The 12,261-nt window shown below is 67.1% G+C and carries 8 protein-coding genes; 3 read left to right on the forward strand and 5 right to left on the reverse strand.

Annotation, left to right across the window (positions count from 1 at the left end; translation table 11 throughout):
- Positions 1-149: 149 nt before the first annotated feature.
- Both ASD67_RS00270 and ASD67_RS00275 read left to right on the forward strand, forming a co-directional pair.
- Complete coding sequence (locus ASD67_RS00270; RefSeq protein ID WP_056341595.1) at positions 150-2,927, forward strand: TonB-dependent receptor; 2,778 nt, start codon at positions 150-152, stop codon at positions 2,925-2,927.
- A gap of 134 nt (positions 2,928-3,061) precedes the next feature.
- Positions 3,062-5,800 carry a TonB-dependent receptor gene (locus tag ASD67_RS00275; RefSeq protein WP_082544742.1) on the forward strand — a complete coding sequence of 913 codons (2,739 nt, stop codon included), beginning with the start codon at positions 3,062-3,064 and terminating at the stop codon, positions 5,798-5,800.
- A gap of 208 nt (positions 5,801-6,008) precedes the next feature.
- Here the strand turns inward: ASD67_RS00275 and holA are convergent, their stop codons facing one another.
- From holA to ASD67_RS00295, 4 genes are read right to left on the reverse strand one after another with little or no spacing between them, the layout of a single operon-like run.
- Positions 6,009-7,034, reverse strand: coding sequence for a DNA polymerase III subunit delta (gene holA / locus ASD67_RS00280; RefSeq protein WP_056341598.1), 1,026 nt, complete (start codon positions 7,032-7,034; stop codon positions 6,009-6,011).
- A complete protein-coding gene (lptE, locus tag ASD67_RS00285) occupies positions 7,031-7,573 on the reverse strand; it encodes an LPS assembly lipoprotein LptE (protein WP_056341600.1) in 543 nt (180 codons plus the stop codon). The genes holA and lptE overlap by 4 nt, the downstream gene beginning before the upstream one ends.
- 1 nt (position 7,574) lies before the next feature.
- Positions 7,575-10,124: a leucine--tRNA ligase gene (gene leuS / locus ASD67_RS00290; protein ID WP_056341604.1), complete on the reverse strand. Its 2,550-nt coding sequence runs from the start codon at positions 10,122-10,124 to the stop codon at positions 7,575-7,577.
- Between the two features lie 48 nt (positions 10,125-10,172).
- Positions 10,173-10,646: a DUF3576 domain-containing protein gene (locus ASD67_RS00295; protein ID WP_056341608.1), complete on the reverse strand. Its 474-nt coding sequence runs from the start codon at positions 10,644-10,646 to the stop codon at positions 10,173-10,175.
- 265 nt (positions 10,647-10,911) lie between these two features.
- Between ASD67_RS00295 and ASD67_RS00300 the strand changes: the two genes are divergently transcribed.
- Positions 10,912-11,625, forward strand: coding sequence for a hypothetical protein (locus tag ASD67_RS00300; protein WP_056341612.1), 714 nt, complete (start codon positions 10,912-10,914; stop codon positions 11,623-11,625).
- A gap of 12 nt (positions 11,626-11,637) precedes the next feature.
- Here the strand turns inward: ASD67_RS00300 and ASD67_RS00305 are convergent, their stop codons facing one another.
- Entirely contained in the window at positions 11,638-12,252 is a 615-nt protein-coding gene (locus ASD67_RS00305; protein ID WP_056341615.1) for a thiamine phosphate synthase, read from the reverse strand.
- Positions 12,253-12,261 lie beyond the last annotated feature (9 nt).

Consider the following 12,261-nt stretch of genomic DNA (forward strand, 5'->3'; position numbering starts at 1 on the left):
CCGCCGGACGGGGCTTTGCCGCCTGTGGCCGAAAAGCCGCACTTGCCGAAAACATGACGCAAATGCGCCGCCTCGGCTGGATCGGGGGCGCAATTTGCGTATGCTCGCCTCCTAATAAAAACAACGAAATGTTGAGAGGAGTGCCCAATATGAAATCCTATACCCATTGTGCTGCCCGCCTGCTTCGCACGAGTGCGCTCGGCGCCTCGCTGGCGATCGTCGGCATGGCGGTGCCGGCCTTTGCGCAGGACACCGCCACCGACACGGCGACCGCCGACGACAGCAGCAACAGCGAAATCGTCGTCACCGCGCAGGGACGCGCACAACGCCTCGCCGACGTGCCGGTCGCGATCTCGGCGGTGAACGCCGAGGCGCTGCAGAACAGCGGCGCGAACGACATCCGCCAGCTCAACCAGGTCGCGCCGTCGCTGCTCGTGTCCTCGACCGGTTCGGAAGCCAATGGTTCGGCGCGTATCCGCGGCATCGGCACCGTCGGCGACAACCCCGGGCTCGAAAGCTCGGTCCCGGTGTTCATCGACGGCGTCTATCGCTCGCGTTCGGGCATCGGCCTCAACGAACTCGGCGAAATCGACCGCGTCGAAGTCCAGCGCGGCCCGCAGGGCACGCTCGGCGGCCGCAACTCGTCGGCGGGCCTGATCAGCATCTATTCGAAAAAGCCCGATTTCACCTTCGGCGCCACCGCCGAGGCGACCTATGGCAATTATGACTATTTCCGCCTCGGCGGCAGCGTCACCGGCCCGATCAGCGACACCATCGCGGCGCGCCTCGACGGCATCTGGGTCAAGCGCGACGGTTTCTATCGCGACACCACGAACAACACCGACGTCAACGACCGCGACCGCTATTTCCTGCGCGGGCAACTGCTGTTCGAACCGACCGACGCGCTGTCGATCCGGCTGATCGCCGACTATACCTATCGCGACGAGAAATGCTGCGGCGCGACCTATGTCGACAGCGCGGTCAACACCGCGGTCGGCAACCTCAACAATCCGTCGGTGCCGCTGTCGCCGCTGCAGTCCAATGGCAACAACATCATCAACGTGCTGCGCGACCTCGGCCAGCCGCTCGCGGCGTTCAGCCAGCGTTACGACCGCAACCTGTCGGTCAGCCCGGGCCGCAGCTATGCCGGCAAGACCAAGGATTACGGCTTTTCGGGCCAGATCGACTATGATCTGGGCGGCGCGACGCTGACCTCGATCACCGGCTATCGCCAATATCGGTCGAGCCAGGCCGGCGACGTCGATTATGGCGTGGTCGACATCCTCTATCGCGATCCCGACGACGACGCCTATCGCCAGTTCCACACCTTCACGCAGGAACTGCGCCTGCAGGGCGAGGCGTTCGACGGCAAGCTCGACTGGCTGGTCGGCGGCTTCTACGCCAATGAAAAGCTGACCGTCCGCGATAACCTGCGCTTCGGCAGCCAGTACGGCCGGTTCGCCACCTGCCGCGTCATTTCGGGCGGCGGCCTCGCGGCGCTTTATTCGGCGGCGAGCCCGTTGTGTGTTGCTCCGGGTGTCGGTCCGGCGACGATCGCGGGGGCGAGCGGCGGCGGCCAGACCGGCACCGACATTGTCGCGGCGTTCACCGCGCTCGACGGGCTGAACAACCGCGGCTCGATCAACGACCGCTATTATCAGAATGGCAAGAACTGGGCGTTGTTCACGCACAATATCTTCCACATCACCGATACGATCGATTTCACCTTCGGCATCCGCTACACCAACGACAAGAAGAAGTTCAACGCGAGCTTCACCAATGACAACACCGCCTGCACCACGGTCCAGGGCCTGGTGCTCGACGATCTGGTCAGCACCACGACCAACGCCACCGCCAAGGCGCTGGCGGGCGCGCTGATCGGCCTCAGCTGTCAGGGCAATTCGACCGCCGAACTCAATGGCGTGTCGATCAACAGCAAGCGCGCCGAGGACGAGTTCACCGGCACCGCGATCCTGTCGTGGAAACCCGTCGACGACCTCCTCACCTACGCAAGCTATTCGCGCGGCTATAAGGCGGGCGGCTTCAACCTCGACCGTTCGGCGCTGAAATCGCCGATCGTGCCGTTCGGCGGCCAGGCGGGCGCGCAGGCACTGGTGAACAACCTGCAGTTCGACCCCGAAAAGGTCGACAGCTATGAACTGGGCGCCAAATATTCGGCGGGCGGGTTCAACGTCGGCGTTTCGCTGTTCCGGTCGGATTTCAGCAGCTTCCAGCTGAACACCTTCAACGGCACGGTCTTCCTGGTCCAGAACATCAACGGCTGCGAGGCCGATCTGGCCGGCGGCGACCGCGACCAGAGCGCCGCGACCGGCGTCTGCGCGTCGGACAAGGTGAGCTGGGGCGTGCGCGCCGAAGGCTTCGAACTCGAATCCTCGTTCGCGCTGGCCAGCGATTTCCGGCTGGCCGCGGGGGTGACCTATTCGAAGACCAAATATCGCAGCAACCTGGTCGGCACCAACGCCGGCGGGCCGCTCGACCCCGCGCTGCGCTTGCTGCCCGGCGACAATCTGTCGAACGCGCCCGAACTGGTCGGCACCGCGAGCATGACCTGGACCCCCGAACTCGGCAGCGGCGGGCTGACCGGCCTCGTCTATATCGATGGCCGTGCGACGAGCGGGTACAACACCGGTTCCGACCTGTTCCCGCAGAAGGAGCAGGAAAGCTACACCGTGTTCAACGCCCGCCTCGGCGTGCGCGGCCCCGACGAGAAGTGGGCGGTCGAATTCTGGGCGCAGAATCTGCTCAACGCCAAATATGCCCAGGTCGCGTTCAACTCGCCCTTCCAGGCGGGCACGACCTCGGCACCGTTCAACGACGCGGGCGGTTTCCCCGGCGGGCGCCAGATCTTCTCGCAGTTCCTGGCCGAACCGCGGACCTATGGCCTGACGCTGCGCGGCAAGTTCTAGACCGCAAACTTCCTGATTTCAGGAGCTTGAGAGCCGCCCGCATCCCACCGGATGCGGGCGGTTTTCGTTGTGGATTCCCCGCTGGAATTTGTTATCATCCCTGAGAATAAAATAAGCCTTGTGGGAGGATGACGATGAAAAAGAGTGACGGGAGAATTGCGCGCTTTGCCCGTGGCAGCGCGCAGGGCGTGGCGCTTGCGGTCGCCCTCGCAGCGACACCGGCCTGGGCGCAGGATGTCGCGCCGCAGGGCGCCGAGGTCCCCGACGACGGCACGATCATCGTGACCGCGACGCGGCGCAGCGAACTCTTGTCCGACGTGCCGATCGCGGTGTCGGCGGTGTCGGGCGAGACGCTCGAAAAGACCGGCGCCACCGACGTCCGCGCGCTGGGACAGGTCGCGCCGTCGCTGCTGGTGTCGGGCGCGACCAGCGAGGTCAATTTCTCCGCGCGCATTCGCGGTATCGGTACGGTCGGCGAGAACCCCGGCCTCGAAAGCTCGGTCGGGCTGTTCATCGACGGCGTCTATCGCAGCCGCACCGGGGTCGGCCTGTCCGAACTCGGCGATATCGAGCGCGTCGAGGTGCTGCGCGGGCCGCAGGGCACCCTGTTCGGGCGCAACTCGACCGCAGGCCTGATCAACATCGTCACCAAGGGACCCGACCTCAGCGGCTTCGGCGCCAAGGGGTCGGTGAGTTACGGCAATTATGATTATTGGCGCGTCGACGGGATGATCAACGCGCCGCTCGGCGACAAGGCGGCGGTGCGCGTCGATGGCGTCTGGCAGAAGCGCGACGGTTTCATCAAGAATGTCACCGCGGGCGAACCAGATATCAACGACCGCGATCGCTGGCTGGTCAAGGGCCAGTTGCTGCTCGAGCCGACCGAGAGCGTGAAATTCCGGCTGATCGCCGATTACAGCCAGCGCAACGAAAATTGCTGCGGCGGCGTGCTGCTCAATCCGGTACGCAACCTGACGCGCGGCGCCGACGGTTTCCCGGTCGCCTCGCCCAATACGCTGCTGCCGCTGCTGCAATTTCTGGGCGCCAACCATCAGGTCGCACCGGCGGGCACCAGCTTCATCCGCCAACAGGCGACCACCCCGGGCGTCTCCTATCGGTCCGACACCAAGGACTGGGGCGTGTCGGGCGAACTCAACTGGGAGCTGGGCGCCGCGACGCTGACCTCGATCACCGCCTATCGCGACTATAAGAATGCGCAGGGGCAGGATGCCGATTTCAGCGCGCTCGACATCTTGCGCCGCACCGACCTCGACCGCCGGTTCCGGCTGTTCACGCAGGAGCTGCGGCTGCAGGGCGAGGCGTTCGACGGGCGGCTCGATTGGCTGGTCGGCGGCTATTATGCCAACGAGAAACTCGATGTCGACGACGACATCGTCTATGGCGCCGACTATCAGCGCTACGCCAACTGCCTCGCCGCCGCGAGCCTCGCGCCGACCTTGCTCAACCCCGCATCGGCGACCTGTTCGAACCTGCCCGCTGCCTCCTTCCCCGGTTTCCAGGGGATTGCGGCGCTGCTCGGCGCGGCGCCGCTCAACAACACCGGCAACAACGGATCGACCTTCCACCAGCGCAGCAGCAACTATGCGCTGTTCACGCACAACAGCTTCGACATCGTCGAGGATGTGCTGACGCTGACCGTCGGGGCGCGTTACACCCACGAACGCAAGACGCTGGCGGGCGATGCCAATTTCACCAACACGCTGTGTCCGGCGATCGTCAATTCGCCGCTGCAGGCGCTGGCCAGCCTCGCCTGCGTGATCAACGGCACCGCCCCCGACATCGTCAAGGGTGCCCCGGGGACGAAGTTCAGCGAGGGCCAGTGGACCGGCACCGCGGTGCTGAGCTGGAAACCCGATCCCGACTGGCTGGTCTATGCCTCGGCCTCGAAGGGGTACAAGGCGGGGGGCTTCAACCTCGACTATTCGGCGCTCGACCGGCCGTGCAGCACGACCGCGGGCTCAGCCGCGCAAAATGCCGCCTGCACCACCGCGCTGGCACGCCCCGCCAACACGCCGGGCAACGGCCGCCCCGAGGCGAGCGACCTGCAGTTCGCGAGCGAGAAGGTCGATGCCTATGAACTGGGCGTCAAATGGGATGGCCCGGGCATCGACATCAACGTCGCCGCCTTCTGGCAGGAATATAGCAATTATCAGCTCAACACCTTCAACGGCATCAATTTCGAGGTGACGAATATCCAGGCGTGCAAGGACGATCTGGGGACCGGGCCGATCGACAACAGCGCGGTCACCGGCGGCTGCGCGTCGGACCGGCTGACCCCCGGCGTCGTCGCCAAGGGCCTCGAGATCGAGACCTTCATCCGCCCGGCGCGCTATCTGTCGGTCAATATGGGGCTGACCTATGTCGACACCCTCTATCGCCGCAACCTCGTCGGTACCGGCGGCCGCCCGCTGTCGCCGGTGCTGTTTCAGCTGCCGGGACGCGGGGTGTCGAACGCCGCCAAATATGTCGCGACCGCGGGGATCAGCTGGACCCCGCCGATCGGCAATTCGGGGTTGAGCGGGCTGGTCTATCTCGACACCCGCCTGCAGAGCGACACCAACACCGGCTCGAACCTCGACATCGAGAAAGAACAGGACGGGTTCGCGGTGTTCAACGGCCGCATCGGCATCTTCGGTCCCGACCGGCGCTGGGGCGTCGAGCTGTGGGGGCAGAATCTGCTCAACCGCAAATATTACCAGATCGGCGCCGACATGCCGCTGCAGGGGTCGAACGGCTTCCGCTCGGTCGCGGCGCCCGCGGCGCTCGGCTTCCCCGCCACCGCGAACAAATTGTTCGTCGGTTTCCCGGGCGAGCCGCGCACCTATGGCGTGACGCTGCGCGGGCAATTTTAGCGACGCTCTCTCCCCCCTCCCCTGGCGGGAGGGGCGGGAGGTCCGCCGCGGCCGGGCACTGCCGCGGCGGACCCTCCCCAAGGGGAATAATATCCTCCCTGTGGCGAAGCCATGGGGAGGTGGCAGCGGCGGAACCGCTGACGGAGGGGCAATGGCGCTACGTCGTCGCCCCTCCACCNCGTGACAGGGAGGATTTTACCGACGCCGCTCAGCGCGCCCGTGCCGCCTGATGCGCGATGTCGGTGACGAGTTTGCGGAACAACACGCCGCCCGCGGTGCCCGACGCCTTGAGGCTGCGTTCGCAGTCGAGCAGCCGGCTCATCAGCCGCGCGATGCGCACCGAATCCCAGATATGAAGCTGCGCGGTGACCGCGCCCTGTTCCTTCCAGAACACGCCGCTGCTCCGCGCCGACACGACGGTCGCGGGGTGCGCGCCGGCATCGACCTCGGCGCGCAGCCGCGCCAATTGCGTGGCGCGGATCGCGAGGGCGCGGATGATCCGGATTTCGGCGACCCCGACCGCGGCGGCGGTGGCGAACATCGCGGGGAGATCGCCGACCTTGCCGCCGAGCGCGGTGTTGATCACCTCGCTGACGTCCTCTTCGTGCGTCGCGGCGCCCAAGGCGGCGATGTCGGCGGCGGTGACCTGGCGCTGGCGGTCGCGGCCGGCGTCGAGGTAGAGCGCGATCTTTTCGAGCTCGCGGCGCATCAGCGCCTGGTCACCCGAGACGAGGTCGATCAGCAATTGCGCCTCGGCATTGCCGAGCCGCAGCCCTTCGCCTTCCGCCGCGCTCATCGCGATGCCGACCAGCGCGCGGCGGTCGGGCTGATAGCAGATGGCGGCAACGCCATGGTCCGAGCCTTCGACGAGCTTGACCAGTTTCGACTTGGCGGTGACCGAGGCGCCGGTGGCGATCACCGGGTTGATCGCGCTGTCGGCGGCGAGCAGCGCCTCGACCGCGGCGAGGCTGTCGTCGCCGCTACCCAGGATGTCGAGCCGGATCACCCGCGCGCCGGCGAAGAGCGACATCGACGCGGCCTCGGCAGCCAGCAAGGACGGATCCTGCGACATTTGCGACGAGGTGAGGTCGAGCCGTTCGGCCTCCTTGCCGGCAAGCCCGGTCAGCCGCGTGGCGAGGGCTCCCATCGTCGCATCGTCGGGGCCGGTGAGGAGAATGAAGCGGTGGTCGAGCCGCGATACCCGTTCGAGTTCGGCGGGTTTGACGCTCTTCATTGCCCGCCGGGGGCGGGCGGCGCGTCGGACATCCGGCCACCGCCGCGATCGGCGAAGACCGCGAGGCGGGCGACGATCTGGTCGGCCACCGCCGACGAGAGGCGTTCAAGCGCGGTCGATTCGGCGGCGATCGTCGCATATTCGCTGCCGACGACGTCGATCCCCGAATCGGAAAAGGCAGTCGCGTCGAGCAGCACTTCGCCGCTCGCCGCATCGACGAGCTGGTAGCGCGCGCGCAGGGTGCGGCGTTCGCGGGTCACCGCATCGTCGGCGCGGACGCCGAAACCGGTGATGCTGTCCTCGAGCCGGACGTCGAGGCGCAGGCGCTTGCCCGCGCCCTGCCCGTTCTGCGCCGCGACGAGCCGGTCGCGCAGCGCGTTGCGGACGAGCCAGCCCTGATGCCCCTCGATCGGCGCGACATCGACGTCGGCAAGGATCGTCGCCACCGCCCCGTCGCTGCCGCTCGCATAGAGCGGGCGCAGGCCGCAACCGCCAAGGAGCAGCGAGGCGGCGACGAGGGGGGCGAGCAGCTTGCGCATATCAGGGTACGATATTCACCAAACGGTCGGGGACCACAATCACCTTCTTCGGCGACGCACCGGCGAGCAGTTCGACGATGCGCGGGCGCGCGAGCGCCGCGGCTTCGGTCGCTTCCTTGTCGAGACCCTTCGCGATCGTCATCGTATCGCGCAGCTTGCCCGCCATCTGGATCGCGATCGTCACCTCGTCATCGACGAGAAGTGCCGGATCGGCGTGCGGCCATGCGGCGTCGGCGATCATCGCGGTGGTGCGCCGGCCTTCCGGCAGCGCCGCCCAGGCTTCCTCGGCGAGGTGCGGCAGCATCGGTGCGACGAGCAGGATCAGGGTGCGGCACGCTTCGGCGCGGGTCGCCGAGGGGGCGGCCTTTTCGACGTCGTTGGCGAGGGCGTGGATTTTCGCGACCGCCTTGTTGAAGCCGAGCGCCTCGATGTCGGCGGCGACGCCGGCGATCGCCTGGTGCAGCTTGCGCGCGAGACCCTTGTCCTCGGCGCCGTCGCCGATATTTTCGGTGTCGCCGAACAGACGCCACAGGCGCTGGACGAAACGCCAGGCGCCCTCGATGCCCGCCTCGCTCCAAGGCAGGTCGCGTTCGGGCGGGCTGTCGGAGAGCATGAACCAGCGCGCCGCGTCGGCGCCATATTGGTCGAGGATGGCATCGGGATCGACGACATTCTTCTTCGACTTCGACATCTTGATCACGCGGCCGACATCGACCCGCGCGCCATCGGATTCGAGCGTCGCACCCTCGGCGCTGCGGCTGATCTCGTCGGGAGTGAAGTAGAGCGGCGGCAAGCCTTCGCCCTGATCGCGGCTATAGGTTTCGTGCGTCACCATGCCCTGCGTGAACAGGCTGGCGAACGGCTCCTTGATGTCGATCATCCCCAGCTTGTTGAGCGCGCGCGTCCAGAAGCGCGCGTAGAGCAGGTGGAGGATCGCATGCTCGATGCCGCCGATATACTGGTCGACGGGCAGCCAGCGGCGGATCACCTCGGGATCGAACGGCTTGTCCGACGGCGCCGAGGCGAAGCGCAGGAAATACCAGGAGGAATCGACGAAGGTGTCGAGCGTGTCGGTTTCGCGCACCGCTTCGCCGCCGCACGACGGGCAGGCGACATGTTTCCACGTCGGATGGCGATCGAGCGGATTGCCGGGGACCGAGAAATCGGCGTCCTCGGGCAGCACGACGGGAAGCTGCGCTTTCGGCACCGGGACCAGGCCGCAGGCGTCGCAATGGATGAAGGGGATCGGGGTGCCCCAGTAGCGCTGGCGCGAGACGCCCCAGTCGCGCAGGCGCCACACGGTCGTGCCCTTGCCCCAGCCCTCATGCTCGGCGCGCGCGACGATCGCGGCCTTGGCCTCGTCGATCGTCATGCCGTCGAGGAAGTGGCTGTTCACCAGCTTGCCGGGGCCGGTGTAGGCCTCGTCGCCGCTGAAATGCTGCGCGGTCTCGTCGCCATCGGCGATCACGCGGAGGACCGGCAGTTCGTACTTTCTCGCGAAATCGAGGTCGCGCTGGTCGTGCGCCGGGCAGCCGAAGATCGCGCCGGTGCCATAATCCATCAGCACATAGTTCACGACCCAGACGGGCAGGTGCAGCGCGGGGTCGAGCGGATGCTCGACCGCGAGGCCGGTATCGAAGCCGAGCTTTTCAGCGGTGTCGATCTGCTCGGCGGCGGTGCCCTGACGGCGGCATTCCTCGATGAAGGCGGCCAGCTCGGGCGCGTCCTTCGCCAGCTTCTCGGCAAGCGGATGGTCGGGCGAGATCGCCGCGAAGCTCGCGCCATAGAGCGTGTCGGGGCGCGTCGTGAAGACGTCGAAGCCCGGCGCGCCGCCAGCAAGCTTGAAGCTGAATTCCAGCCCCTGCGACTTGCCGATCCAGTTTTCCTGCATCAGCCGCACCTTGTCGGGCCAGCTGTCGAGGCTGCCGAGGCCGTCGAGCAGTTCCTCGGCGAAGTCGGTGATCTTCAAAAACCACTGCGACAGTTTCTTTTTCTCGACGAGCGCGCCCGAACGCCAGCCGCGGCCGTCGATCACCTGCTCGTTGGCGAGCACGGTCAGGTCGACGGGGTCCCAGTTGACGTAGCTGTGCTTGCGCGTGACGAGGCCGTGCGCGAACAGGTCGAGGAACAAGGCCTGTTCCTGGCCGTAATAATCGGGCTCGCAGGTCGCGAGTTCGCGGCTCCAGTCGATCGCGAGACCGAGGCGCTTCAGCTGGCCGCGCATCGAGGCGATATTGTCGCGGGTCCAGCCGCCGGGGTGGACGCCCTTTTCCATCGCCGCATTTTCCGCCGGCATGCCGAAGGCGTCCCAGCCCATCGGGTGGAGGACGTCGTGCCCGGTCATCCGCTTGAAGCGCGCAAGCACGTCGCCCATCGCATAGTTGCGGACATGCCCCATGTGGATGCGCCCCGAGGGATAGGGGAACATCTCGAGGATATAGGCCTTGGGCTTGTCCGCCGTCTCGGTCGTGGCAAAGCTGTTCGCGGCCTCCCACGCCGCCTGCCAGCGGGCATCGGCGGCGAGGGCGCCAAAGCGCGGTTCGCGGGTCATTCGTTTTTACCCCGTTGATGTCTGTCGGCGCGTATCCGCGCCGGGTTATTAGCCCTCGAAGGCCGAACGGCGCAGGTCGCGAGCGCGGGTGAGGATGATTTCCTCGAGCTTCTGGACCGTCGCCGCCTGAACCGGCGCGTCGACCCAAGTGCCGCCCTGCGCGACCTGGCGCGAGGCGGCGACGCGCAGCGCGTCGGCGCGCAGATCGCGGTCGAGGATCGACACGGTGACCTTCATCCGCTCGTTCGGGTTGCCGGGGTTGGCGTACCAGTCGGTGATGATGACGCCGCCCGACGAATCGGCCTGAAGCAGCGGCATGAACGACAGCGCGTCGAGGCTAGCGCGCCACAGATAGGAGTTCACGCCGATCGTCGTGACCTGCGACGCAGCGAGGTCGGCACGCGGCCGTTCTTTGCCACCGCACGCCGAAAGGCCGAGCGCCGCGACCCCGAGGAGCGCGAGCGTGGCCGAACGGCGACCGAGCGTGGCGCCGAACTTGGCAGGGACGGAAAGCTGGAACATGCCGGAACACCTTATACATCGGGCGCGGGCGACCGCCGCGCTTGCTGGATTTCCAGCGTCTCTATCGCCGTTGCCGCGCGGCGGCAAGCGCGGCAATCGGCTTGTTCGCGGCGTTCATCGGGGAGACAGCTTGGCGTCGCACTGTGGTGATCGCGCAACAGCCCCGCGAAATATGGGGCATAAAGAATTGCTTTCTCGCGAATCACTGGAAAAGTCGGTGCGTTCGGCCTATCTGATGAGGGTACTGGGGTTGGAGTCGCAGACAATGCCGCGCAGCAAGCGCCATTTCTGGAAAGCAGGGGTCGTCGTTTTGGCGACGGTTTCGCTTGCCCTGCCCCCCGCCCTCGCCGCGATGAGCCGCGCCGACCGCATCCGCGAAACAAGCCTGTCGGAAACCCTGCTGGGGCAATTCACCCCCGCTTCGGGCGATCCGCGCCTGATCGCACGCTATGCCAAGGTCTCGGCCGATGCCCGCAGCAACTTCAGCTTCACCCCCGCGCTGACCGACGAGAATCGTCAGAACCGCGCGATCACCGTGGTGATTCGCGCCCGCGACGACGCCTCGAGCGCCGCGATGACCTCGGCGCTGGTGCAGGGCCGCAAGGCCCCCGTCGCGATCACGCCCGTCGCCTACAATCTCGGCGCTTCGGTCGGGTTCGAGAAATTCGTGACCCCGACGCTGCCGCGCGGCATCGACCTGCGCAACCTGCCGCAGGCGAAGGCGCCCGAGCAGAATGAAAAGAAGTCGCGCTTCGCGACGCGCATGCTGGCACGCCCGAGCGATCCCGCCGGCGCGACCGATCGCCTGACCGCGCCGGGCGACGACCAGGCCGTCGATGTCGTCAGCAGCTATCGCCTGACCAAGAACATCGATGTCACCGCCGGGGTGCGGTACAAGAGCGAGGACAGTGTCCAGCCGCTGACCGACACCCGCCGCGACAGCCAGGCGGTATATGTGGGCACCGCGTTCCGCTTCTAACGCTGGCGCCTTCTAACTCCGGCGCTTCACCGCTTTTTCCAACCAATGATCGATCGCCGCCCACCCGGGGGGGATTTCGTGCGCGCTCGCTCGATGGAGCGCACGCGCGCGGGCGGGGGTCATGCCGCCGAGCGCGATCGCTTGCGCCTTGGCGAGCCGCGCAAGGCGCAGCCATGCGGCAGGGCCGAGCGCCGGGGCGCCGGGATGCGAGCGCGTTGGGTGCAGCGGCGAGACAAAGGCGAGGTCGGCGCGCGCGCGGCGCGCGGTGCGGGCTTCGCGGGGGTCGTGGACGGGCATCGAGACGATCAGGCCGAGGCGGCGCGCCTGCGGCGCATGCTTGGCGTGATGCCGGCGCAGGTGAACGCCGCCGGCGCCCCAGCGCCGCGCCAGTGCGGGTGGCCCAGCGAGCAGCAACAGGAGGCTGCGGGTTTTGGCGATTCGCGCGAGGTGGCGGACCAGCCGCCAGCGATCGCCCGGCGCGCGGTCGTCGTCGCGGATGACGATGCCGCTTCCCGGCGGCAGCGCGGCGGCGGCGGCGAGCACCGCATCGCCGAGCCGCGCATCGGTGAACAGCCAGCGCTGCGGCAGTCGGCCCGATGGTCTTGAGAAGGGGTGGCGCCGGGGCATCGGCTTTTC

Origin of the sequence: Sphingopyxis sp. Root1497, from assembly GCF_001427085.1 — a bacterium.
Classification (GTDB): domain Bacteria; phylum Pseudomonadota; class Alphaproteobacteria; order Sphingomonadales; family Sphingomonadaceae; genus Sphingopyxis.

Bases quoted from the DNA above. Each gene is read 5' to 3' on its own strand.
- ASD67_RS00295 (WP_056341608.1), bottom strand. From the start codon at position 10,646: ATGTTCCAGCTTTCCGTCCCTGCCAAGTTCGGCGCCACGCTCGGTCGC.
- leuS (WP_056341604.1), bottom strand. From the start codon at position 10,124: ATGACCCGCGAACCGCGCTTTGGCGCCCTCGCCGCCGATGCCCGCTGG.
- ASD67_RS00275 (WP_082544742.1), top strand. From the start codon at position 3,062: ATGAAAAAGAGTGACGGGAGAATTGCGCGCTTTGCCCGTGGCAGCGCG.
- ASD67_RS00305 (WP_056341615.1), bottom strand. From the start codon at position 12,252: ATGCCCCGGCGCCACCCCTTCTCAAGACCATCGGGCCGACTGCCGCAG.
- ASD67_RS00300 (WP_056341612.1), top strand. From the start codon at position 10,912: ATGCCGCGCAGCAAGCGCCATTTCTGGAAAGCAGGGGTCGTCGTTTTG.
- holA (WP_056341598.1), bottom strand. From the start codon at position 7,034: ATGAAGAGCGTCAAACCCGCCGAACTCGAACGGGTATCGCGGCTCGAC.
- lptE (WP_056341600.1), bottom strand. From the start codon at position 7,573: ATGCGCAAGCTGCTCGCCCCCCTCGTCGCCGCCTCGCTGCTCCTTGGC.
- ASD67_RS00270 (WP_056341595.1), top strand. From the start codon at position 150: ATGAAATCCTATACCCATTGTGCTGCCCGCCTGCTTCGCACGAGTGCG.